19 protein-coding genes are annotated in these 22,884 nt (G+C 67.4%); 12 read left to right on the forward strand and 7 right to left on the reverse strand.

The window, feature by feature from the left end; genetic code table 11:
• Positions 1 to 13: 13 nt before the first annotated feature.
• Positions 14 to 676, forward strand: a complete 663-nt coding sequence (locus BMX32_RS15170) for a BON domain-containing protein (RefSeq protein ID WP_089979980.1) — start codon at positions 14 to 16, stop codon at positions 674 to 676.
• 130 nt (positions 677 to 806) lie between these two features.
• Here the strand turns inward: BMX32_RS15170 and BMX32_RS15175 are convergent, their stop codons facing one another.
• Entirely contained in the window at positions 807 to 1,691 is an 885-nt protein-coding gene (locus tag BMX32_RS15175) for a universal stress protein (RefSeq protein WP_139206750.1), read from the reverse strand.
• 178 nt (positions 1,692 to 1,869) lie between these two features.
• Here BMX32_RS15175 and BMX32_RS15180 point away from each other — a divergent pair, with 178 nt between their 5' ends.
• Complete coding sequence (locus tag BMX32_RS15180; RefSeq protein ID WP_089979984.1) at positions 1,870 to 2,565, forward strand: Crp/Fnr family transcriptional regulator; 696 nt, start codon at positions 1,870 to 1,872, stop codon at positions 2,563 to 2,565.
• A 49-nt stretch (positions 2,566 to 2,614) separates the two neighbouring features.
• Here the strand turns inward: BMX32_RS15180 and BMX32_RS15185 are convergent, their stop codons facing one another.
• The 5 genes from BMX32_RS15185 to BMX32_RS15200 form a co-directional block, all read right to left on the reverse strand.
• Complete coding sequence (locus BMX32_RS15185) at positions 2,615 to 2,953, reverse strand: hypothetical protein (protein ID WP_139206751.1); 339 nt, start codon at positions 2,951 to 2,953, stop codon at positions 2,615 to 2,617.
• 85 nt (positions 2,954 to 3,038) lie between these two features.
• A complete protein-coding gene (locus tag BMX32_RS15190) occupies positions 3,039 to 3,251 on the reverse strand; it encodes a hypothetical protein (RefSeq protein WP_029213588.1) in 213 nt (70 codons plus the stop codon).
• Positions 3,248 to 3,427 (reverse strand): DUF3606 domain-containing protein, encoded by a 180-nt coding sequence (locus tag BMX32_RS15195; RefSeq protein WP_089979987.1) that lies wholly within the window; start codon positions 3,425 to 3,427, stop codon positions 3,248 to 3,250. Before BMX32_RS15195 ends, BMX32_RS15190 begins: the two co-directional genes overlap by 4 nt.
• A gap of 87 nt (positions 3,428 to 3,514) precedes the next feature.
• Complete coding sequence (locus BMX32_RS18495; protein ID WP_139206752.1) at positions 3,515 to 3,709, reverse strand: hypothetical protein; 195 nt, start codon at positions 3,707 to 3,709, stop codon at positions 3,515 to 3,517.
• A complete protein-coding gene (locus BMX32_RS15200) occupies positions 3,699 to 12,215 on the reverse strand; it encodes a glycoside hydrolase family 94 protein (protein WP_089979989.1) in 8,517 nt (2,838 codons plus the stop codon). Before BMX32_RS15200 ends, BMX32_RS18495 begins: the two co-directional genes overlap by 11 nt.
• A 214-nt stretch (positions 12,216 to 12,429) precedes the next feature.
• Between BMX32_RS15200 and BMX32_RS15205 the strand changes: the two genes are divergently transcribed.
• The 5 genes from BMX32_RS15205 to BMX32_RS15225 all read left to right on the forward strand — a co-directional run bounded on the left by BMX32_RS15205 (position 12,430) and on the right by BMX32_RS15225 (position 18,419).
• Positions 12,430 to 12,618 carry a DUF3606 domain-containing protein gene (locus BMX32_RS15205; protein WP_089979990.1) on the forward strand — a complete coding sequence of 63 codons (189 nt, stop codon included), beginning with the start codon at positions 12,430 to 12,432 and terminating at the stop codon, positions 12,616 to 12,618.
• Positions 12,619 to 12,637: 19 nt separating this feature from the next.
• The gene (locus BMX32_RS15210; protein WP_139206753.1) at positions 12,638 to 12,928 is read left to right on the forward strand and encodes a hypothetical protein; all 291 of its coding nucleotides are present in this window, start codon (positions 12,638 to 12,640) and stop codon (positions 12,926 to 12,928) included.
• A gap of 192 nt (positions 12,929 to 13,120) precedes the next feature.
• A complete protein-coding gene (locus tag BMX32_RS15215; RefSeq protein ID WP_089979994.1) occupies positions 13,121 to 13,825 on the forward strand; it encodes a pirin family protein in 705 nt (234 codons plus the stop codon).
• 115 nt (positions 13,826 to 13,940) lie between these two features.
• Positions 13,941 to 15,320, forward strand: coding sequence for an aldehyde dehydrogenase family protein (locus BMX32_RS15220; protein WP_089979995.1), 1,380 nt, complete (start codon positions 13,941 to 13,943; stop codon positions 15,318 to 15,320).
• Positions 15,321 to 15,374: 54 nt separating this feature from the next.
• Positions 15,375 to 18,419, forward strand: coding sequence for a sensor histidine kinase (locus tag BMX32_RS15225; protein ID WP_089979997.1), 3,045 nt, complete (start codon positions 15,375 to 15,377; stop codon positions 18,417 to 18,419).
• Here the strand turns inward: BMX32_RS15225 and BMX32_RS15230 are convergent.
• On the reverse strand, positions 18,416 to 18,910 hold the full coding sequence (locus BMX32_RS15230) for a hypothetical protein (RefSeq protein ID WP_089979998.1): 495 nt from the start codon (positions 18,908 to 18,910) through the stop codon (positions 18,416 to 18,418). The two genes, BMX32_RS15225 and BMX32_RS15230, sit on opposite strands and share 4 nt — an antisense overlap.
• A gap of 169 nt (positions 18,911 to 19,079) precedes the next feature.
• On the opposite strand from BMX32_RS15230, the gene BMX32_RS15235 reads away from it, so the two are divergent.
• The 5 genes from BMX32_RS15235 to BMX32_RS15255 are packed head-to-tail and all read left to right on the forward strand — an operon-like array spanning position 19,080 to position 22,884.
• A complete protein-coding gene (locus BMX32_RS15235; protein WP_089980000.1) occupies positions 19,080 to 19,505 on the forward strand; it encodes a GlcG/HbpS family heme-binding protein in 426 nt (141 codons plus the stop codon).
• Between the two features lie 22 nt (positions 19,506 to 19,527).
• Complete coding sequence (locus BMX32_RS15240) at positions 19,528 to 20,583, forward strand: NAD(P)-dependent alcohol dehydrogenase (RefSeq protein ID WP_089980001.1); 1,056 nt, start codon at positions 19,528 to 19,530, stop codon at positions 20,581 to 20,583.
• 36 nt (positions 20,584 to 20,619) lie between these two features.
• Positions 20,620 to 21,297, forward strand: a complete 678-nt coding sequence (locus BMX32_RS15245) for a type 1 glutamine amidotransferase domain-containing protein (RefSeq protein WP_089980003.1) — start codon at positions 20,620 to 20,622, stop codon at positions 21,295 to 21,297.
• Positions 21,298 to 21,329: 32 nt separating this feature from the next.
• A complete protein-coding gene (locus tag BMX32_RS15250; RefSeq protein ID WP_089980005.1) occupies positions 21,330 to 21,629 on the forward strand; it encodes a putative quinol monooxygenase in 300 nt (99 codons plus the stop codon).
• Positions 21,630 to 21,645: 16 nt separating this feature from the next.
• Positions 21,646 to 22,884, forward strand: coding sequence for an MFS transporter (locus tag BMX32_RS15255; protein ID WP_089980007.1), 1,239 nt, complete (start codon positions 21,646 to 21,648; stop codon positions 22,882 to 22,884).

The raw sequence follows: 22,884 nt of genomic DNA on the forward strand, positions 1-22,884 counted from the left end.
ATGGAGACACACCATGAACGATATCCAGCTGCGTCAGGACATCATCGAAGAACTCGATTTCGAACCAGGCATCGACGCAAGAAGCATCGGCGTATCCGTCGCCGATGGCGTGGTGACACTCAACGGCCATGTGCCCAGCTACTCGCAGAAGGTGGATGCGGAGAAAGTCGTATGGCGGATCAAGGGCGTCAAGGCTCTCGCCCAGGAACTGGAAGTGCGCCTGCCCGAAGACGCCAAGGTGAACGACGACGAGATCGCCACGCGTGCGGCGAGAATCATCGCCTGGAGCGCCTCCGTACCCCCCGATGCCATCCACGTGAAGGTCGCACGCGGTTGGGTGACGCTTTCCGGCACGGTGGACTGGCACTTCCAGCGGTTCGCCGCCGAAGCAGCAGTAAGGCGGCTGACCGGTATCCATGGCGTGATCAACAACGTGCAACTGCGCCAGGCGGTGAAGCCCGAGAACGTGCGCGACAAGATCAAGGAAGCGCTGCGCCGGCATGTCGATGGGGAGGCCTCGCGGATCCGTATCGATGTGGCGTCCCCGGGAGAAGTCACGCTCGAAGGGGATGTCGGGGATTACGAGGAACGTCGCGCGATCGAGCGCGCGGCCTGGGCGATACCCGGTGTGCGCACCGTCCACGACAAACTGAACATTCAGTGGCACAGCGTCTGACCAAGCGTGGCGCGGCGGCGACGGGTGAAGCCATGACCACACCCATGATGGAATCGGTCGTCGTCCGCGCTCCCGGCGCTCCACTCGACGCGGGCACCTACCCGGTGCCCATCCGCGGCGAGTAGACGGGTCAGTGCTGCACGAACACCGCGATGTCCATCTTCGTCGCACCCAACACATGGTGTGTCGTGCCGCCCAGCAGCCGCTCGCGCAACGGCGCATGCCCGTAGGCGCCCATGACCAGCAGATCCGGCTTGAGTCGGCTCACGCGCGAGAGCAGCTGCGGCCCGTCGAGCCCATGGCCGGGAAGGTGTTTACGGACGACGGTGACGCCATACCGTTCGAGGAAGCGGACCGGATCGAAGCGCGGGGTCACCGGCTTGCCGGCGCTCCCATCGAGCAGGTACACGTCGCGAGCGGCCACGATCAACGGCAGGGCCGAGCGCAAGGCGCGCGTGGCCGGGCCACTGCCGTCGTACGCGATCACCACCCGGTCGTGGGTAGCGCCGGGGGCGCAGGGCGTCGGCAGTATCAGGACCGGCAGGTGCGCATGCAGCGCAAGCTCATCCAGCCCACCCAGGGGCTTTCCCTTTACAGCGGCGACGCGCTGTACCACCACGAGGTCGTGCCAGCTGCAGAGCTCCCTCAGCCCGGCGAGGTAGTCGCTGCCGAGCACGGCCCATCGCGGGTCGCAAGCGCCTGCCATCAGCGACTCGCGAATGAATTTGTCGCCCGCATGCGGCGCTGGCGGCTCGTCGCCGCGTCGAGGCCGCGGGGATTTCTCCAGCAGCGCCATGACCGTGGGCTCGCCGCCGTGGAGCCGGCCCTGGCGAAAGCTATCGGGCATCGCGCAGCCGGTGACGCTGCCGCGGCCGCGCGCGGCGAGGCGGCATCCCACCAGGGTCGCGGCCTCGCATGCCGGATCGGCAATCACCAGCACATCGCCCACAGCCGGCAGGGCAGCCTGGGTCCGGAGCGCGGCGCCATCCATGACGGCGAGGGTCAACGTAGACATGGGACGGCCTCCGGCATGAGCGAGATGCCACGGTAGGTCACATCGGAAGACGCCGGTTGATACCGGTCAATTCGGCGAGCCGCGCACCGTTACACACCGTTACATCGCGATACGGACGCGTCATCGCCCCGGCGTCCCGCCGTCGTAGGCTGAGCCTGGTTTCCGGGGAGAACATGCCATGTGCCTGCCGCAGACATCGCTTGATGACAGCCGCTTCGATATCTCCTTGCCATCCCTCGTAAAGGCGGTAGGCCCCGAAGGCACGCTGCGCCGCCGCTGTCACGCGGGGCAACCGCTTTATCGCCAGGGTCAACCGTTCCACGCGCTGTACGTCGTGGAAACCGGGTCGTTCAAGATCCGCGATCTGGCCGAAGACGGCAGGGAGAAGGTGTCCGCGTTCAAGCTCCGCGGCGATCACCTCGGCATGGAGTCGATCGGACTGGCCCAATACGCCTGCGACGCCGTCGCCCTGGAGGAGAGTTCGTGCTGGGAGGTGTCGTACGAACTGGCGCTGCGGGCCGCTGCGCGGGCCGCGCCACTGCAGGCCGAACTGAACGCCGTGCTGGCCAGCGAAATCCGGTCCGCCGCTGGCTGGATGCTCACGCTCTCGACCCTTGCCGCCGATTCGCGCGTCGCGGCATTCCTCGTCCACATGTCCCGACGCTACGCCGCGCTCGGGCAGAGATCCCAACACATCGCCCTGCGGATGAGCCGTCTCGACATGGCAAGCTTCCTTGGCCTGAAGCACGAAACGGTCAGTCGCGCGCTCGGCCATCTCGCCGATTCACGCTACATCGCCGTGTCTCGCCGCGAGGTGGATGTGCTGGATCCGGGTGGCCTCGCGCAGTGCGCCACCGCCGCCATCGCGGCATAGCGCCTGCGTATCGCTGGCCCCCTCGCCAGCGAGGGGAGCGCGACGCCGTCTAACCGTCGATCCGGCGCGGGCCGCATTCCTTGCGCAGCCTTTCGGCAAGCAACGCTTCGAGTACCGGTTCGACGGGGCGCCCTCGCAGCGGAGCGGACCCCACGAACTCGAACATGACCCTGCCGTCGCGCCAGACCAGGCCGTCGAACTCGACGAGCCGTGCGTCGACGTGCACGGTCAGCATCGCGACCGCCCCGTCCACCGACAGGCGGCAGCAACAGTGGCCATCATCGGCCATCTCGACGCCGAAGCAGATCCGGCCCGGATTGAGGGTATGTGGTAGCTGTGTCATGAAGCAGCCCGCCCGTGGACCACCGAATGATGCATCGATGTTCACGCGAAGGCCGGAATGCGAATCTTTTTCTTTTGCGTTTGTCCCCTGCCCGGTCTGTCCCCATCCGTCGGCACCAGCCTCGGCCCCGTCACGATCGCATGATTTCCCAGTGGCCGTCGGCGGCTTCCATCTTTACCACCACTTCCTCACCCGCATCCTCGAGGAACCGGGCCAGCCATGTCGCCGCTTTCATCGCTTCGCCTTCCGTAGCGTGGAACTGCTCGGCACGTCCGTTCGTCGTCATCCGCCAGAGCCCGCGTGCGGTGGACGGCCGGGCGACGTAGATCGTCACCGCCGTCATTCGCGTTCAAGTGCCTCCTGCACGTCGTCCGCCATCACGCCCACCCGCTTCACCGTCTCGCGAAGCGTTTCTTCGGACACACCGAGAACGCGGGTCCAGTACGCGACCTCATAGTCCTCGTTCACGTTGATGCGTTTGGCATCCACCGGACCGCGGTTGCTCTTGTCGTCGCTCATGTCAGCGTCTCCGTGGAATGAGCTTTGAAGCGTTGCGGCATGGGCGTCGAGGTGCCGCGAAGGTTTCCTGTAGGGCACGTGGCAACGTCACAACAGGGGTGCCAGCCTGCCGGAGACCCATTCGGCCGTTTTCCGGTTTCGTACCTGGCGTGCGGTCAGCGCGACGAACCTTCCCGACGCGTCGCGCACGCGCACGGCGCAGGCCCGTGGATGGGTCGCCGCGGCCCGGTCGTAGTCGCGAAGCATCGCCTCGCGCACATCGTGCGGGGTATCAGCCACCATGAGGCACCGCCGGACGGTAGACGCACATCACCCGATGTTCGGCATCGTCGTCGGTCAACGGGATGCTGTCGCCCTCGACCGCCTCGCCATCGAGCGTCAACGACGCCGGTTCGCCCTCGCCGGCGCGTCGCAAGGCGATTGCGTACGTCGACGAACCGTGTCGATAGGCGACCGAATAACCATCCCACGCCGCCGGCACGCACGGGACGATGGACAACCGGCCGTCGACGAGCGAGATGCCGAACAGTGATTCGATCAACAGGCGATACATCCAGCCCGCCGATCCCGTGTACCACGTCCACCCGCCGCGACCCACGTGCGGCTCCACCGCATAGACGTCGGCAGCGAGCACGTACGGTTCGACCTTGTACGTAGCGATCGAGGTCGCGGTCGACGTATGACTCGACGGAAGGATCATCCGCGCCAGGTCCCACGCGTGCTCGGTCTCGCCCAGGCGGGCGAACGCCATCGTGACCCATACCGCCGCATGGGTGTACTGGCCACCGTTCTCCCGCACGCCGGGCAGATAGCCCTTGATGTACCCGGGATCCATCGCCGTTCTGTCGAACGGCGGGTCGAGGAGCTGGACAAGGCCCGCCTCCGGGCGGACGAGGTGCCTGTCGACCGAACGCATGGCTTCGCGCGCACGGCTGTCCGGCGCGCCGCCGGAAAGTACCGACCAGCTCTGGGCCACCGCGTCGATCCGGCATTCGTCGTTCGCGGCGGATCCGAGCGGCGTACCGTCGTCGAACCATGCGCGGAGGTACCACTCGCCGTCCCACGCGTGGGCCTCGACGCTGGCAGCGAGCCGCTTCGCTTCGGCGTCACAGTGCGCGGCGAACGTCCCGTCGCCGCGTCCCGCCGCGACCGGCGCAAACGCGCGAAGGACGTGCATGAGGAAGAAGGCCAGCCAGACGCTCTCCCCCTTCCCGCCTTCGCCCACCCGGTTCATGCCATCGTTCCAGTCGCCGCCGCCCATCAGCGGCAGCCCATGTGATCCACGCGACATCGCGTGCTCGAGTGCGCGCACGCAATGCTCGTACAGCGTTTCCCGCGTGCCCGATGCCCTAGGAAGATCGTAAACGGACTCCTCGCCAGGCCTCGGCGCACGCATCTCGATGTATTCGATCACCTCGTCGAGCACCGCGGCGTCGACGGTCGCACGGACGTAGCGGCTCGCGGCGAGCGGCAGCCAGAGGAAGTCGTCCGAACACGTGGTGCGTACGCCCCTGCCCGAGGGAGGATGCCACCAGTGCTGGACGTCGCCTTCGATGAACTGTCGCCCCGCGCAGGTCAGAAGTTGTGCCCGTGCCACGCCGGGATCGGCATGTAGCACCGCCATCGAGTCCTGCAGCTGGTCGCGGAAACCGATCGCACCGCCGGACTGGTAGTACCCGCTGCGAGCCCAGATCCTGCTCGCGATGGTCTGATACAGGAGCCAGCCGTTCGCGAAGACGTCGACGGCGGGCTCGGGGCTGCGTACCTGCACCGCACCGATCAAGGCGCGCCACCGCGCACTTACCTCGGCCAGTTCGCGGGCGGCGGCGCCATCCTGGCGGTAGCGTTGCACGAGATCGCGTGCCTCGGATTCGCTGTCACCCATGCCGAGCCGGAAGACGATGTCGCGCGATTCCCCCGGTGCGAGACGCACGCTGACGCGCAGCGCGCCACACGGGTCGAGTCCAGCGCCGACCCTGTTGCTCCATCCTTGCCGACGCAGGGCAAGCGGCGACGACGCTCGGCCGTTCCGGCCGAGGAAGTCGCCGCGGTCGCCACCGATCTCGCGATCGGCGTCGCCTACGTCGAAGAAAGCGACCCGGCCGGGAAAATCGCCGTTATAGGCGTTTCGCGCGAACAGCGCGCCCGTCGTCGGATCGATGTCGGTCACCACGTGCATGGCGTTCTTCTCCCGGATATCGCCGAGCACCCATTCCACGTAGCCCGTCGCGGTGAGAAGCAGCTCCACCGGTCCCTCGTTGGTGATGCTGAGCACCTGGAACTTCAGCGGCGCGTCGCGTGCGACGAAGACTTCCAGCCGCGTCGCCACACCCCGTTCGGCATGCTCGAACACCGTGTACCCGAACCCGTGGCGCGTGGTGTAGGTGCCCTCCCCTCGCATGGGCAGGGGCGATGGCGACCACGCGTGGCCCGTGGCTTCGTCCCGGAGGTAGAGGGCTTCGCCACTGGCATCTTCCACCGGATCGTTCTGCCATGGCGTCAGGCGGCAGCCATGGGCATTGCCCGACCACGTATACGCGCTGCCGCTTTCCGACACGACGCTGCCGAAGCCCGGGTTGGCGAGCACGTTGCACCACGGGGCCGGCGTGGTGGCCCCCCGCCCCGACGTGATCACGTACTCCGTGCCGTCGGCGGAGAACCCGCCGGTGGCCTGCGTCGCGACGAACGGCGCCTCGGCAACGCGCGGCAGCCAGCCCACAGGGTCGGCGATCGTCGGCGCGGGAACCATGCGATGACGCTCCATCTGCTCCTGCAGGGAGCCGAGCGTGTCCACGACGACGATGCGCGCACTGGCTTCCATGACGAGCCGGTCCTCGTACGACAGAGGCTGCGCCGCCCGGATGTACACGCCACCCGGGCGATCCAGGAGGCTCGCCTCGGCACCCGACGCGAGCAACCCGATCAGCGCGTCGTGCAGGGCCTGTCGATACCCGGTGCTGTCTTCGTTCCAGATCACCAGGTCCACGGCGAGTCCGCGAAGTCGCCAGTAAGCGGCGGCGCGGATGAGGTCGCGGGCGATGTCGAGGCGGGCGATGTCGCCGATGCGGAGGAGCACGATCGGCAGGTCGCCCGAGACAGCCTGCCCCCAGAGTCCCGATTGGCCTCGCGTGTTCGCGGCGATCATCGACGGCGCGGTGCGCATCGCCCGGTTCGCGTAGATGATCGACGTGGCCATGTGCTCGAACAGCTGGGCATCCGCGAGCGTCGCGTTGGCCTGGCGGAGCGTCACCTGACTATGCGTCCAGGCGAGATCGAACACGCGATCGGAGAGATGGCGATCACGGTATTTCTCGATCAGGCGCATGCACTGGGCGCGGTCGTCCCCGATGCCCGTGACGAAGTCGAGCGTCGCCGTCTGTTCGGGTTCGAGGGTGATGCGCACGCGGATGGCGGCGATGGGATCCAGCACCGGGCCGGCGGTGCCGCTGAGCAGGCGACTCCCCGGCGCGAGCGCGGCGGGATCGGCAGCGTTGCGGCCACGGCCGATGAAGCGTGCCCGGTCGGTTTCGTAGGAGATCTCGTCGATGTCCGCATCGTGCACGGCGACGAGATGACACGCCCATGGCGGCTTCTCGCCGGCGGAGCGACCGCGGCGCGTGCACAGCAGCGCCTGCATCGACGCGACGATCTCGGTGGTGACGAAGAGCTTGCTGAACGCCGGATGCGCCGTGTCGCTGGCGGGGTCGGCGAGCACCAGTTCGGCGTAACTGGTGAGTTCGACGGTGCGCCGGGTCTTGTGGCGGTTCGTGATCCGCGTACGGCGAAGCTCGATGTCGTCTTCCGGCGACACCACGATCTCCGTATGCGTCTCGAAGCCGCGCTGGCGGACACGGAATTCGGCGCGCGACTCGGCGAAGATGGCCTCGAAGCGATCCGTGTCCCGCATCGTCGGCTGATAGGCGGTGCTCCAGACCTCGTCGTTCGACGGATCGCGCAGGTAACAGAACATGCCGTGGTTATCGCGCGTGATGTCCTCTCGCCAGCGTGTGACCGCCATGGCGTCGCGACGGCTGTAGCCGCCACCGGCGCTGCTCACCATCACGTGGTAACGCCCGTTGGAAAGCAACTGCACGGCCGGTCGGGGACGATTCGGATCGGTGAACAGGCGGAGTCGCGATTCGGGTGCCGCGGCCTGTTGCGTACTGTCTCCCATGCCCGTATGCCGGAGGTATTCGCTCGAGGAAAGGGGGAGCCGCTCCTGCAGCAGAAGACTCGTGGCCATCACGTTGGGATCGGCCTCGAACCGGCGCTGCATCGGCCGGTCGAGCAACGCGTGCCCGATCGCCAGAAGCGACATGCCCTGGTGGTGCGACATGTACGACTGCACGATCGCCGCGTCCTGCCCGGGCCGCAGGCGCGCCGGCGTGTAATCGAGCGCTTCGTACAAGCCGTAACGGCCCGCCATCCCCGCCTCGCTGAGTCGCCACAGGTTGGCGGTGGCCGCCGCGGGCGACACCATCAGCGCGAGCGCCGTCGCGTACGGCGCGACGACGAGATCGTCGCCCAGTCCGCGCTTCAGACCGAGACCGGGCACGCCGAACGCCCGGTACTGGTAAGTCATGCCCGCATCGACGGCGTGGTAGCCCGATTCGGACACGCCCCAGGGCACGCCGCGCTGCCTGCCATAGTCCATCTGTCGCGCGACGGCGTTGCGCATGGTCTCGTCGAGGAGGCTGCCCTCGTAGGTCGGCATCACCAGCATCGGCATCAGGTATTCGAACATCGAGCCCGTCCAGGACAGGAGCACCGGCAGGCCCTGCGCCCTCGTCAGCAGACGGCCGAGCGAGAACCAGCTTTCCTGTGGCACCTGGCCCTGTGCGATCGCGACGAACGTCGTCAGGCGCGCTTCCGATGCGAGGAGGTCGTAGAACGACACGTCGAGCACATGCCGTTCTACGTCATAGCCGATCGAGAACAGCCGCCGCTGCTCGTCGTACATGAAAGCCTGGTCCATCACCGCGAGGTTTCCCGCGATCGCCGCGGCGTCGTTCAGCGCGGCGATCCGCGAGCGGGCGCGCTCACCGCGCGCCGTGCCGGTTTCCGCGGCCAGCTCGGCCAGCGATGGGAGCGACGGCGTACCCAGAATGTTGCCGCTCCAGCACGACGCCTCGGCCACGAGGTCGTCGCATTGCGCCACGAGCCGACCCAGCCAGAACGCGGCATCGTCGGACGGGACGTTTTCAAGCACCGTACGCAGGGCTTCCGCACGAAGGCGTTGGTCCTCCGCGAAGGCCAGCACTTCGCCCGGGGAAGCGGGCGGCGCATCCGCCGCGCTGGCGAGTGCGTGCGCCCAGACGCGCCATTCGGACGGTGGCGCGGTGGTCAGCACATCGGCCAGCACGTCCAGCGTGTCGCGCAGCCCGCCGATCGATTCGCGTCGGAACACGGGTTCGTTCACGAGGCCGAGCAGGCCTTGCCTCAACGTCATGAGGTGGCCAGCGAGATTCCCGCTATCGACACTGGACACGTAGCGCGGATGCAGCGGCTGCAGCGTCTCCGTGTCGTACCAGTTGAGGAAGTGGCCGCGGTACCGTTCCAGCAGCCCGAGTGTCGCGAGCGTCGCCTCGGTGCGCTCGAGGAGGCGACCGGTACCGAGATAACCGAAGTCGTACGCGGCGAAGCCGGCCAGGAGCCCCAGACCGATGTTGGTGGGGGATGTCCGTCTCGCCACGTGCGGCTGCGGCACCATCTGCAGATTGTCGGGCGGCAGCCCGTGGTCGCTGGGGCCACCGTGCACTTCGAAGAACGCCCACGTGCGCCGCGCAAGCTGCCGCAAGAACGAGAGATCAGCCTCATCGGGAACGAAACGGCGGCTCGCCGGCGCGCGGCTGAGCCACCACGCGATCACGGGCGAGGCTGCCCAGAGCATCAGCCAGGGCGACGCCACGGCGATGGCGAGCGGGCGCGCGAAAGCAAGGAGCGCGAAAACCGAAACGGCCGATACCGGACCGGGCCACATGGCGAGCCACGCCACACGATGTCGATGGCGTCCCTGCCTGGCCACGACACCCGACGAGCGCCATTCGAGAAGGTGCCGGCGGCTGACGGCGATACGCCAGACGGAACGGACCATCGCGTCCAGCCCCGAATACGCATCGTGGGGCAGCGACGCGATTGCTATCGCGAGTCGCAATGCATGGGCGCCCGACGCGGTCAGCGCGACGTGGCCCTGCTGGCGCCAGTCGATGTCGCGGGGTTTGCGGACGGCCTCCATGAACGCCTGCAGGAGGATGGGGAGCAGCGCCATGGAAAGCACCGCCAGCGTCCAGGTCACGAGCGGCGTCATCGCGAGCCAGCCGACGACCAGCAGTAACCACGTGGCCGCAGGCACGAGGCTGCGGCGCAGGTTGTCGAAGATCTTCCATCGGGACAGGCCGCTGAGATCGTTGCGTCGCCACTTCCCCGCGGTCGGCACCATCGGGAGCAGCCATGGCAGCAGCTGCCAGTCGCCTCGCATCCAGCGATGGCGCCGCTGGCTCTCGTCGAGATAGCGGTCCGGCGTGCCTTCGAACACGAGCACGTCGCTGAGCAACGCGGAACGTGCCACGCAGCCCTCGATCAGATCATGGCTGAGCACGCGCTCGGGGCGGAAACGGTCGGCCATCGCGTGCTCGAACGCATCGACGTCGTAGATACCCTTTCCGGTGAAGGAGCCTTCGTGGAAGAGATCCTGATACACGTCAGACGTCGCTTGCGTATACGGGTCGACGCCCGCGTCCGCGCCATAGAGGCGCGCATGCAGCGACCGTGCCTGGGCCGGAAGCGCGATACCGATGCGCGGCTGCATGATGCCGTAACCCGACGTGACCACGGAATGCGCGGCGTCGAACACGGGCCGGTTCAGCGGATGATCCATGGCGCCCACCAGGAGATGTGCCGCATCGCGCGGCAGGTGGGTGTCGGTGTCCAGCGTGATCACGTAACGGATGGGCGGCAGGTGCGCGAGGTCTCCCACGACGAGCTGGAAACGTCCCCGCCCCTGCCCCCGCAACAACGCGTTCAGCGCCGCGAGCTTGCCGCGCTTGCGATCCGCGCCGATCCAGCACTGCTCGGTGTCGCTCCACTCCCGCGGCCTGTGGAACAGGAAGAACAGGTCGGGACCGCCGGACGCGTAGCGTGCGTTCAGCGCGTCCACGCGATCGCGTGCACGCTGGAGAATCGCCGGATCTCCAGGCAACGACGGGGCCATGGCGTCGGTGAAGTCGGTGAGGAGCGCGAACCGCAGGCAGGCGTCCCGGTTGGCGAGAAACCTGATCTCGAGCGCGTCCACGAGCTCGTCGACATCGCCCGGATGGCCGATCAGCGTCGGCACGACCACCATCGTGCTCGCCTCGACCGGGATGCCCTCGCTGTAGTCCATGCGAGGAAGCCGATCGGGACGCGTCAGCACCGTGGCGGCGAGATTCAGCAGCCCGAGCGCGAACTGGCTTGCGAGGATGGCCGCGGCGACAGCCAGGATGACGATCGGTACAGGGCTGGGGCGCTCGAACGAGCCGCTGGCCAGCAGCGCCGTGGTCAGGGCGAGCGTAAGGCCAGCGAAGAGCACGATGGAGAGGCGAAAGGTCGACCGCGACACCGAAGCGCCGTCGCGGTCGACTCGCGATGCCCGGAACCCCAGTCTTCGCCGCAAAGCTGGCAGGCCGTCGCCGTGGAGGTGGTAACCGACATGCAAGGAAAGTCCCTGCCCGGCCCGGCTCGCGTCGAGCACGGCATGTGCCACGTGCACTTCGTCGAGCCCTTTCTTTCGCGCGAGGCGCTCGATCCGATGGCGATAGTCGTCGCGGCTGGCGAAATCCATCCGTGCATAGACGCCGGCCGGATCGTCCCGCAAGGCGGCGTCGACGAGGCTCGTCCGTTCGACGAGCGCCTGCCAGTCGATCATCGCAAGGGCGCGCAGGCTGCCGATGCTGTTGCTCATCGACACCTGCTGGGCGGCCTGCTGCTGCGATTCCTTCTGGACGAGGTAGTCGATGCTCTGCCCCGATTCCGCGAGGCGTTGCTCCACCCAGCTCAACGGCATCGCGAGCGCGGGCCCCTGTCCCTGCAACCGCCGCACGAGTTCGGCGACGAAAGGCGCGGTCATCACCGGGGACGACCGGGCGAGATCGGCCACGACGAGCACCACGTTCTTCGCGTCTTCGGCCGCCATTCGTGTCATCGCGTTCGCCCATCGCGTGGCGCGCCTTCTTCCCGCGCGATCGAGGGTCAGGCGAACGGCGATGCGACGCAGGTTTTCGATCAGGGCCATGCGCAGCATGATCGGCACGGCCCACAGCTCGCCGAGGCTCAGCGACGTCACGGTCTGGTAGCTCGTGAGGAACCGAGCGAGCCCGCTCTCGTCGACGCGGCCGTCGCCGTGGGCGATGACCTCCAGCGCGATATCGTAGACACGCGGCAGCCCTCTGGAGGGTCCATCGTCGAGCTGAACCAGTTCGCGACTGTACCCGTCAGGGAAATCGCGTTTCGCGGTGCCGATCTGCTCTTCGACGAGGTAGAGGTTGTCCAGAAGCCAGATGCCCGCGGGCGTCGTCGCCTCACCGCGCGCGCCAGCGGCCAACAGCCCGCGACAGGCGTCCAGGATCGTCTTCTCGTTGTCGGCCAGCCTTGGCAGGAGCCACTCGGGGGAACGTGTCGACGCGATGTGGTGACGAGCTGCGAGGACGGGCCCGTGCGCTTCCAGCTGATCGGCGTTGAACAGTTCGGCACGGATCACGGGCTCGCGCTCGATGCGCGCGGCATGGCGTCGGTCGCGTTTGGCGGGCAGCATCAATGTCCCGCCGGGTGAGACGTTGTGGGGCTCATGAGTGAATCCTGCTGCGAGGCAACGAGCGCCCGGAATCGCATCCTCACATGCAACGCGTTATGCGAACGCGAGGGACGCCGTGCACATCCTCGTCACGGCAGGCCAACGCGAAAATACGACCGTCATCACGTGGCACGTGCCATCGTCGATGGAGTAAACACATCCCACGGTGCGCGCCATGTCAGTCGTTTCGTTCGGCCTCGCCCCGCAGACCAGGACGTCGATCGACGTGAATCGACAGTCCGATATCCAGTACTGGACGCGAACGCTTTCCGTGTCGGAGCTCGACCTCCGTCGCGCGGTGGAGCGTGTCGGTACCCTGACCTGCGACGTCGTCGACGAATTGCGTCGATGCAGGGTCCATTGATCGCCCTGATGTGTCGCCGATGCCGAGTCTAGAAGTCGCGTTGATGACGCACGCGGGACTGGTGATGGATGCATCGGCCGTGGATGCCGCGACCCTCGACGGCGATTTCGACGAGGCGCGCGCACTCGCGGCGGATATCGCACGCGCGGCGAAGGACAGCGGTCACGTCGTCATCGCGGCGGCCGCGGAGGAGCTCGCCACCGCGCTGGCGCAGCCTGCGCCGCGTACACCGGTCGTGTTCGATCCGTATCTGGCGCGCCTCGCGGATGCGCTCGACGACGCGGATCCGCGACGGAGCAGCGGGTGGTAGCTCCTCGCCTCTGTCAGGACGCGAGCTCGGCGCACCCACCCGCAGCGCATGTGCCGTTCGTCAGCAGGCTGAGGTGAGGGGTGTCTGCGGCGCCGGCCATCCTGTCTCGGCGATGGGCGCCTGGCGCGCTTTCTACAATCGCCACCCGAGCGTTGCCGATACGGTATCGGGTGACCTTGCAGGGAGATGCCCATGTTCGTCATTCGCCACGCCAGCGATCGTGGCCACGCCAACCACGGCTGGCTCGACTCGCACCACAGCTTTTCGTTCGCCGACTATCAGGATCGGGACCACGTGCATTTCGGTCCCTTGCGCGTCATCAACGAAGACCGCGTGGCCGCCGGGGCGGGTTTCGGCACCCACTCCCACCGCGACATGGAAATCATCAGCTACGTGCTGGAGGGCGAGCTCGCCCACACGGATTCGATGGGCAACAAGGCGGTGATCCGGCCGGGCGACGTGCAGATCATGTCCGCCGGGAGCGGCGTGACCCATTCGGAGGAGAATCACGCCAACGCCCTCACGCACTTCCTGCAGATCTGGATCATTCCCAACCAGCTGAACCTGAAGCCCGGGTATCAGCAGACGCACTTTGCCGATGCCGAGAAGCGCGGCAAGCTGCGCCTCGTCGCGAGTCAGCGCGGCGAGCACGGCTCGGTGACGGTCAACCAGGATGTTCGTATCTACGCGGGCCTCTTCGGCCCCGACGAGTCCGCGCACCACACCATCGACTACGAACGCATCGTGTACGTCCATGTCGTCCGCGGCTCGGTCCACGTCGACGGGCATCCGCTCTCGGCGGGCGACGCGGCGAAGATCACCGGCGAGAATCGCGTCACGATCACGGACGGTGTCGACGGCGAGGTACTGCTCTTCGACATGGCGCCCCTGGACTGATGCGATCGGCTCGCCGGCATTAGCCAGAACTGACGGGTTTTAACACCCCTGCCCGCACGGGCGAGACTAACCTCGTGCCTTCCGTGGCCCCCCCACGCCACGTCGGAGGCTCGTCATGCTCACTGTCGTGCAGGCATTCGATCGCCAGCCCATCGCGGAGTTGCCGACGGACGACGCGACCGCGCTGGAACGGAAGCTCGCCACCGCATATCGGCTTTCGCGCGATCGCGGTGCGTGGCTCAAACCACACCAGCGCATCGGCGTGCTGCATGCGCTGGCGGCGCTCATCGAGGGCAAGCGCGAGCATTTCGCGCGACAGATCGCGCGCGAGGGTGGCAAGCCGTATACCGACGCGCTGGTGGAGACCGACCGGGCGATCGACGGCGTGCGTATCGCCGCGGAGACGCTTCGCACGCGGGGCGGGCGTGAAATTCCGATGGGGGTGACGCCGTCGAGCGAGCATCGCCGCGCATGGACCGTGCACGAGCCGATCGGCGTCGTGGCGGCCGTCTCGGCCTTCAACCACCCGCTCAACCTGGTGGTGCATCAGATCGCGCCCGCCATCGCAACCGGCTGTCCCATCGTCATCAAACCCGCCACCGCCACGCCGCTGAATTGCATCGAGGTGGTGAGAATGGCGGAGGAAGCCGGTCTGCCGGAAGGGTGGGCACAGTCGTTCCTCCCCGAATCGCGCGATCTGGCCGAAGCCTTCGTCGCCGACCCGCGCGTGGCCTTCCTCAGCTTCATCGGCTCGGCGAGCGTCGGTTGGCGCCTGCGGTCCCGACTGGCGCCTGGTGCCCGCTGCGCGCTGGAGCATGGCGGCGTCGCGCCGGTCATCGTCGATCGCAGTGCGGACCTAGACCGGCTCATCGAGCCGCTGGCGAAAGGCGGCTACTACCATGCAGGCCAGGTGTGCGTGTCGGTGCAGCGAATCTACGTACACGAGAGCCTGCAGACGGAATTCTCCGATCGCTTCGCGCGCCGCGTGCAGGCGCTGCGTACGGGCGACCCGCTGCTGGCCGAGACGGAGGTCGGGCCGCTCATCACGCCGAAAGAGGCCGACCGCGTGCAGGCATGGATCGACGAGGCCGTGGCGGCGGGTGCGCGGCCGATCGGGGGCGGACGACTCAGCGACACCACGCTCTACCCGACCATCCTGCTCAATCCGCCCAGGGATGCACAGGTTTCCACGCGCGAGGTCTTCGGGCCCCTGACGTGCATCTACGGCTTCGGCACGCTGGACGAGGCGATCCGCGAGGCGAATTCGCTGCCCGAGGCGTTCCAGTCGAGCATCTTCACCAACGATCTCGCGTCAGCGTTCCGGGCGGCTGAAACCCTCGACGCCTCCGCCGTGATGGTCAACGACCACACCGCGTTCCGCGTCGACTGGATGCCCTTCGCGGGACGCCGTGTCTCCGGGCACGGCGTCGGGGGTATCCCCTTTACCATGGAGGAGATGACGGCCGGGAAGATGATCGTCTTCCGGGCCGGTTAGGGGCCGGGCGGTTTTGCCAATCTTTTTACCGGACGCGTCGCTACATGCGTAGCGATGCCTGTCTCTGTCATTTACCGGATCTGGTCCTCGCTGCTGGCGGCGTTCGTCCTGGCCTGGTCCGCGGCCGCCATCGCCGACGATGGGCGCGCGCTGCAGCCGGGCAACTTCGTGCACCAGACATGGACCACGCGCGACGGGGCGCCGCCAGCCATCGTCGCGCTCGCACAGGCTCCGGATGGCTACCTGTGGCTCGGCACCGGTACCGGTCTGTACCGCTTCGATGGCGTGACGTTTTCGCGGTACCAACCGCCGCGGGGCAAGCATCTGCCGTCGGCCAACATCACCGCGCTGAAGTTCACGGCCGAAGGTGGCCTCTGGGTGGGCTTCTACGATGGAGGCGCGGCCTATATCCACGAGGGCACGCTTCAGCCTTACGACGTGAGCGAAGGGTTCCCGCCCGGGTGGGTGCTGGTTTTCGCCGAAGGACCCGATGGCACCATGTGGGCCGCGACCAGCCAGGGGCTGGGTCGCTTCGATGGCGCGCGCTGGCATCCGGTGGGAAACGACTGGGGCTACACCGCCGATCGCGCGGACTGGGCGCTGGTCGATCCCAGCGGCACACTCTGGGTCGCGGCGATCAATCAGCTGGTCTACCTGCCGAAGGGTGCGAAGCGCTTCGAGTCCACCAATGTCGCACTCGCCCCGGGCGCCGTTCTCGCGATCGACGGTGGCGGCACGCTATGGGCCACCGACCGACTGCACGGTACACGTCCCCTGCCCGGCCTCTCGGCGAGGCAGCCGAGGATCGCCAGCCTCGCGCCCTTGCCTGTCACCGACAAGTACGGCGCGCTTCGCATGGCGTTCGATCACGACGGCGGTCTCTGGGCGACCGAGCTGAATCTCGGCACGGTGTTCCACGTGGCCGATCCACGACGGATCGATGCGGAGGGATTCGTGACCGACGCCGCGATCACGCGCCGTTTCGTGGCGCCCCAGGGGTTGACCTCGAACACCGCCATGCCGGTCATCGTCGACCGGGAAGGCAACGCGTGGGTGGGCACGGCATCGGGTATCGACAGCTTTCACCATGGCCCGGTCGGCACCGTGCGGGGGCTGGGGCCCGAAGCGCGGGGACACACGAGCCTCGCGCGCGATCCCGACGGGACACTGTGGCTGTCGGGCCCTGACACGATCTATCGCCTTCAGGGCGACGATCTGGTGACGGTCGTGACCGGGGCGCCCGAGATCCTGAGCATCCTCTTCGACGCCGATGGCACGTTATGGGTCGCCGGATACCACGACCTCTACCGCTTTCGCGAAGGTCATCTCGAACCGGTCGCCCTGCCGAACGGTCTCTACGCGTCACGCCTGAAGTTCCTGGCCGCGGGTCGGCCTGGCGAACTCCTGGCATCCATCGAGGGGCTGGGCGTCTACCGCTTTCGCGAAGGCCGGTGGGAACCCTGCAGACTGCGCTCCGCGGTCAAGGGCTACCCCACCGCGGGAGCGCTCGGGCCGGATGGAACGCTGTGGCTCGGATATCCGGGCGGCGAAATCCTCGCGCTCGATCCCGGCGGACGCGAAAGCCTTTACGACCAGCGCAACGGCGCGAACATCGGCAGCGTGGCGACGATGGTCGCGAGCACGGACGGCATGGTCTTCGGGGGCAGCACGGGCATCGCCCGTCACGGCGATGGCGCGATGCGTTCGCTGACCGATCGCGATTTCCCGGCCCTGATCGGCGTCACGGGGATCGTCGAGACCGCACGCGGCGACATCTGGATCAACGGCGGCCACGGTGCCGTACGCTTCTCCGCCGCCGAACTGACGAAGGCGTTCGCCGATCCGCGCTACCGTCCACGGGTCGGACCATTCGATTTTCGGGACGGGATTCAGGGTATCGCACGTCAAGGCCAGCCCGTGCCGAGCATGCAGCGCGACGACAGCGACAGGGTGTGGCTGGTCACGAACGAGGGCACGCACTGGCTCGACGCATCCGTGCAACGGCCGCGAACCGGTCCGCTGCCCGTGTACCTCACGGCGGTGCACGCCGCGGGTCGTTTCTACGATCCCTCGGGAACCATACGCCTGCCGGCCGGCGGCGGATCGCTGCAGATCGATTACACCGCGGTGAGCCTGACGTCGCCCTCGCGCGTGCGCTTCCGCTACCGGCTCGACGGGGAAGACGCGACGTGGATCGACGCGGGCACCCGTCGACAGGCCTACTACACCAACCTCGCGCCGGGCGCGTATCGCTTTCACGTCATCGCGTCGAGCGACGATGGTGTCTGGCATGAACACGGGGCCAGCCTCGCTATCGACATTCCGCCGCGCTTCTACCAGGCGCGCTGGTTCGTCGCGCTCGAAGCGCTCGCGGCCATCGCCCTCGCCTGCCTGGCGTACGCATGGCGAATCCGCAGCGTATCCCGCACCGTGCGCCTGCAATCCGAAGTCCGCCACGAAGAGCGCGAACGAATCGCACGCGAGCTCCACGACACGTTGTTGCAGGCGATCTACGGCATCATGCTGCGCTTCCAGGCCGTCGCCGCCGCTATCCCCAAAGACGATCCCTTGCAGGAAAGCATGCAGGGGACGCTGAGGGTGGCCAGCGATTTCATCACGGAAGGCCGCGATCGGGTCCGCGAGCTACGCAGCAACATCACCTCGCTGCGCAAGCTGGGTATGGCCATCGGGGAGCTCGCGCGGCTGATGGAAAAAGCATCGTCCGTCTCGATCTCGACCGATATCCGTCTGGTCGACCACGACATGGATCCGTCGATGGGCGAGGACATCCTCGCGATCTGCCGCGAGAGCCTCGTCAACGTCTTCCGTCACGCCAATGCACGGAGCGTGGTCGTGCGCCTGCTGACGACGCGCCGGCACCTCGAGATGAGCATCCAGGACGACGGTGTGGGCATGCCGGTCGGCACGGACGACGTTCCCGCGTCGACCGGACACTGGGGCCTTGCCGGCATGCGCGAGCGGGCGGCCGCGCTGGGCGCGACACTTACCATCGCATCGACCACGCAAGGCACCACGGTCTCCCTCGTCCTGCCGATGCCTTGCCTCCGTCGCCGCGCGAATCGACGGCTCCGCTCCTAGACGCAGGCACTGACCCAGCGCCACGACGTCAGCAGATCCGTCACGTCGCGACGCACCCGGGCTTCGACGCCGCGCGGAAACCGAACGACGACCACGAAGGCCGCCGCGCCGCGTCGGCGGGTGGATTCGTGGACGTCCATCAGCGCGTCGTTTCGCGCCATGCGGTAGAGCGTCCATGTGGTCTCCGCCAGCGTGCGTCTCACCGGCTTCGCGGACTTCCAGCCCAGCGCGCGGTAGTAACCGTGGGCATGGGGCCAGTCGTCGGCGCGATTCGGGTAGCCCGCCGTGATGTCGATCGACACGCAGGCCGGCCCCGGGCAGCCATCGCCCAGTTCCATGGTGATGCCGCTCCGGTCGGCGTGCGGAACGACGCGGGACACGCTCGCCGGTTGCACCACCCGATAGCAGAACCGCGGGTTGACGTATTCGTCGTTCGCGTGCGCGCCACCGGCCGTGACGAGGAGCAAACCGGTGACCACCAGGATACGCATGGCACGGGACCCGAAGGAAGCGGCATGGCCGGTTGGGTCAAGCGTGATCCCCGGCGCCTTCCGGCGCAAGCGCGGCGGCATGTGCGCGCGGATTTACGACGCTTTACGAGCGTCGCGCGAGGTCGCCGTGATACATCGGAACGACCACGCGCAACGGAGTCCTGTGGCCATGCCACGCTCGATCCTGACGCTCACCCTCGACGACGCGAAGGCGATGATCGCCGCGGCGGAAACCAAGGCCACGTCGCTGGGCATCGCGTACAACATCGCCGTCGTCGACGCGGGTGGGCGCCTGGTGGCCTTCGTCCGGCAGGACGGCGCGCTCATCGGCAGCATCGACCTGGCGATCCACAAGGCGCTCACCGCAAGGATCTTCGACAAGACCACGGCGTTCCTCGGGGATCTCGCCCAGCCCGGCAGCCAGCTCTACGGCATCCAGAACAGCCGCGAGGGCGACGTGGTGATCTTCGGCGGCGGCATCCCTGTCGTGCAGGGCGATCGGGTGATCGGCGCCGTCGGTACCAGCGCGGGCACGGTCGAGCAGGACGTCGCCGTCGCGGAGGCCGCGGTCGCGGCCTGTCCAACGAATCCATGATCCGTCATCGAGGTGCATCGACATGAAAGCTGCTCGCCTGCATGAATACGGCAAACCGCTGGTCCTGGAAGACATCCCGGTCCCCGACATCGCCGAGGACGAGGTACTGGTACAGGTCAAGGCATGCGGCATGTGCCGCTCCGATGTGCAGCTGATCGATGGTTACTTCCGTCCCTATGCCGATCTGAAGCCACCCCTGACGCTCGGGCACGAAATCGCCGGCGTGATCGCGAAGGCCGGCTCGCTCGTGCCGAAGGGCGCGGGCATCGCGGAGGGCGACCATGTGGTGGTGGCCCCTGGCTGGGGCGACGGCGTCTGCCGTCACTGCCAGGTGGGCGATACGCAGATCTGCCCGAACGTCCGTTGGCCCGGCTTCGGTCCCGTGGGCGGATTCGCCGAGTTCATTCCCGTGCCGGTGAGGTACGTCATCAAGGTCGCCGAAAAGCTCCCCTTCGAGCAACTCGCGCCGCTGACCGACGCGGGTCTCACGACCTATCGCGGCATTCGCAAGCTGCGCGACGCGGGCGCGCTCGGACCGGACCGCGTGATCGGTGTCCTCGGCGTGGGTGGTCTCGGCGCCTATGCGGTGCAGTACGCGCGCCTTCTGGGCGGCGGTGCGCGCGTCGTCGCACTGGCGCGCAGCGAGGACAAGCTGAAGGTCGCACGCGAGTACGGCGTCGATCACACCATCGCCGTCAAGGACACTTCCGAGGCGGACGTCCGCAAGGAACTGCACAGGACGTTCGGCCAGGGCGAACTCGACGCGATCATCGATTGCACCGGCGCCCCCGCGATGATCCAGCTGGGCATGAGCCTGCTCGCGACGAGCGGCCACTACGTGGATGTCGGCCTGGTGGGCGACCGTATCGATATCCCGCTCTTTCCGCGCGTCTCGCGGGAACAGAGCTTCCACGGTTCCTTCTGGGGCAACAACGCCGATCTCATGGAGGTCATGGCGCTCGCCGCGCAGGACAAGATTCGCCACACGATCAAGACGATTTCGTTCGACGAACTCAACCAATACATCGACCTGTTGCGCGGCGGCGACATCGTGGGCCGCGCGGTCATGACGTTCTGAGCCGCCTTCCTTCCCACCACCGACGGAGCCACCGACATGCGCGTCAAGCACGTACTCTGCATCGCCACCAACACCGCCGTCATGGGCCCGTTCGAGCGGACCGTGGGGTTCTTCTTTCCCGAGATCGCGCACCCCTTCGACGTCCTCGAGGACGCCGGTGTGGCGGTCGAGTTCGCGTCGCCCCTCGGCGGTCTCGTGCCCGAGGATGGGTTCGATCCCAAGGATCCGGTCCAGGCGAAGTTCCGCGACAGCGCGGCCTATCGGCGCCTGCAGCGAAGCCGCAAGCTGCCCGAGGTCGACGTCCTCGATTACGACGCCATCTTCTTTCCCGGCGGCCTCGGTCCCATGGAAGACATCGCAAAGGATCGCTACGTGAAGCAGGCGGTCATCCGCGCCTGGGGCGGAGGAAAGATCGTCTCGGCCGTGTGCCATGGTCCCGTCGCCTTTCTCGGCGCGCGCCTCGACGACGGCTCGCCGTTCGTCAAAGGTCACAAGCTCACCTCGTTCTCCAAAGCCGAGGAAGACGGCTACGCCGCACGCGATGTCTCGTTCGATCTCGAGGGCGTGCTGAGGGAAGCCGGTGCGCAATACACCTGCGTCGATCCGTGGCAACCGCACCATGTCGTGGACGGACGCCTGATCACCGGGCAGAACCCCGCCTCCGGAACGCTCGTCGGCAAGGCGATCGCCGATGCGCTTTCCAGGGTGGACTAAGCTGCCGCCCAGGCAATGAAGGAGAACCCGGCATGACATCGACGCAAGTGAAAGTGGTGGCGATCCTCACCGCGAAAACGGGCAAGGAGCGCGAGCTCGAGCAACTGCTGCGAAGCATGACCGGGCCCTCGCGCGCGGAACCCGGAAACATCCACTACAACCTGTGGCGCGTGCGGGAAAGACCGGATGAGTTCGTCATCGACGAACTGTACGTGGATGCCGAAGGCGCGGCGGCGCATCGGGCCAGTCCGCACTACCAGCGCTATCTCGGCGTCATCAACGACCTGGCGACACGAAACCCGCTGCCGCTGGAACCGCTCGATACGATCTGAACGGACAGGCCATCCCATGCACGAGAAAGCGTTCGAAGCCCAATGCCGATCCGTCGAGGTGCACTGCACCGATCGACACCAGCGGTCGCGCCGATCCCTCACGCTGTTCGCCCTTGCGCTCGGCAGCTTCTGCATCGGTACGTCCGAGTTCGCCAGCATGGGCATCCTGCAGCTGTTCTCGTCGTCGCTCGGCATCAGCCTGCCGACCGCGACCAACGCCATCACGGCCTATGCGTTCGGCGTCGTCATCGGCGCGCCGGCGGTCACGCTCGCCGCCGCGAGCCTGAATCGCCGGAGCCTGCTCCTGTGTCTGATGGTGCTCTTCGTCGTGGGCAACGTGCTGTCCTCGCAAGCGGCGAACCTTGGCATGTTCGCCGCCGCACGCTTCATCAGCGGTCTTCCGCAGGGCGCGTACTTCGGCGCCGGCGCCGTGGTCGCGTCCTACATCGTCGGCCCCGGAAAGGGAGGGAGAGCCTTCGCCATCGTGATGACCGGCCTGACCGTCGCGACGATCGTCGGGTCGCCGATCGCCACGTTCCTCGGCCAGCACCTCGGCTGGCGCAACACCTATCTGGCCGTCTCCGGTCTGGGCGCCCTCGCCTTCGTCGCGTTGTTCGCATGGGTGCCGCGCACCGACGCCCTGCGCGGCGGCCCGGTCGTCCAGGAATTGAGCGCGCTGCGCAAGGGCGCCGTCTGGGGCACGATGCTCGTCGCCGCTCTGGGCGTGGCGAGCATCTTCGCGGTGTACACCTTCATCGGTCCGTTCGTCACGGACGTGGTGTCGCTCGACCGCGCCTGGATTCCGCTGGCTCTCGCTCTCTTCGGCATCGGCATGACGCTCGGGAATCTCGTCGGTGGCCAGCTCGCCGACCGGTATCCGTGTCGGGGACTGGTGCTGGGCTATGGCGCGGCGCTCGTCGTACTGGCGGCGCTCGCGACGGGCGGCGGTTCCGTGTGGGTGCTGATGACCGCGCTGTTCGGCGTGGGCGCCACGATGATGATCGCCATTCCGACGATACAGGTGCGCCTCACCCGGTCGGCCCCGGAAGCGCCGACGCTGATGGGTGCGATGAACCTGGCATCGCTCAACGTCGCCAATGCGATCGGCGCATGGGGCGGCGGCCTGGCGATCGCCGCGGGCATGGGTCTTCTTGCGGCGGCCTGGGCGGGTTTCGTGCTCACCCTGCTCGGCCTCGTCGTGTTCGGACTGACCCTGCGCCGGGCACCCCCGATCGCAGAGCCCCTGCCCGGCTGA

Source organism: Luteibacter sp. UNCMF331Sha3.1, from assembly GCF_900109915.1.
Taxonomy (GTDB): domain Bacteria; phylum Pseudomonadota; class Gammaproteobacteria; order Xanthomonadales; family Rhodanobacteraceae; genus Luteibacter.

Bases quoted from the DNA above. Each gene is read 5' to 3' on its own strand.
- BMX32_RS15170 (WP_089979980.1), top strand. From the start codon at position 14: ATGAACGATATCCAGCTGCGTCAGGACATCATCGAAGAACTCGATTTC.
- BMX32_RS15175 (WP_139206750.1), bottom strand. From the start codon at position 1,691: ATGTCTACGTTGACCCTCGCCGTCATGGATGGCGCCGCGCTCCGGACC.
- BMX32_RS15180 (WP_089979984.1), top strand. From the start codon at position 1,870: ATGTGCCTGCCGCAGACATCGCTTGATGACAGCCGCTTCGATATCTCC.
- BMX32_RS15190 (WP_029213588.1), bottom strand. From the start codon at position 3,251: ATGACGGCGGTGACGATCTACGTCGCCCGGCCGTCCACCGCACGCGGG.
- BMX32_RS15195 (WP_089979987.1), bottom strand. From the start codon at position 3,427: ATGAGCGACGACAAGAGCAACCGCGGTCCGGTGGATGCCAAACGCATC.
- BMX32_RS18495 (WP_139206752.1), bottom strand. From the start codon at position 3,709: ATGGTGGCTGATACCCCGCACGATGTGCGCGAGGCGATGCTTCGCGAC.
- BMX32_RS15200 (WP_089979989.1), bottom strand. From the start codon at position 12,215: ATGCTGCCCGCCAAACGCGACCGACGCCATGCCGCGCGCATCGAGCGC.
- BMX32_RS15205 (WP_089979990.1), top strand. From the start codon at position 12,430: ATGTCAGTCGTTTCGTTCGGCCTCGCCCCGCAGACCAGGACGTCGATC.
- BMX32_RS15210 (WP_139206753.1), top strand. From the start codon at position 12,638: ATGCCGAGTCTAGAAGTCGCGTTGATGACGCACGCGGGACTGGTGATG.
- BMX32_RS15215 (WP_089979994.1), top strand. From the start codon at position 13,121: ATGTTCGTCATTCGCCACGCCAGCGATCGTGGCCACGCCAACCACGGC.
- BMX32_RS15220 (WP_089979995.1), top strand. From the start codon at position 13,941: ATGCTCACTGTCGTGCAGGCATTCGATCGCCAGCCCATCGCGGAGTTG.
- BMX32_RS15225 (WP_089979997.1), top strand. From the start codon at position 15,375: ATGCCTGTCTCTGTCATTTACCGGATCTGGTCCTCGCTGCTGGCGGCG.
- BMX32_RS15230 (WP_089979998.1), bottom strand. From the start codon at position 18,910: ATGCGTATCCTGGTGGTCACCGGTTTGCTCCTCGTCACGGCCGGTGGC.
- BMX32_RS15235 (WP_089980000.1), top strand. From the start codon at position 19,080: ATGCCACGCTCGATCCTGACGCTCACCCTCGACGACGCGAAGGCGATG.
- BMX32_RS15240 (WP_089980001.1), top strand. From the start codon at position 19,528: ATGAAAGCTGCTCGCCTGCATGAATACGGCAAACCGCTGGTCCTGGAA.
- BMX32_RS15245 (WP_089980003.1), top strand. From the start codon at position 20,620: ATGCGCGTCAAGCACGTACTCTGCATCGCCACCAACACCGCCGTCATG.
- BMX32_RS15250 (WP_089980005.1), top strand. From the start codon at position 21,330: ATGACATCGACGCAAGTGAAAGTGGTGGCGATCCTCACCGCGAAAACG.
- BMX32_RS15255 (WP_089980007.1), top strand. From the start codon at position 21,646: ATGCACGAGAAAGCGTTCGAAGCCCAATGCCGATCCGTCGAGGTGCAC.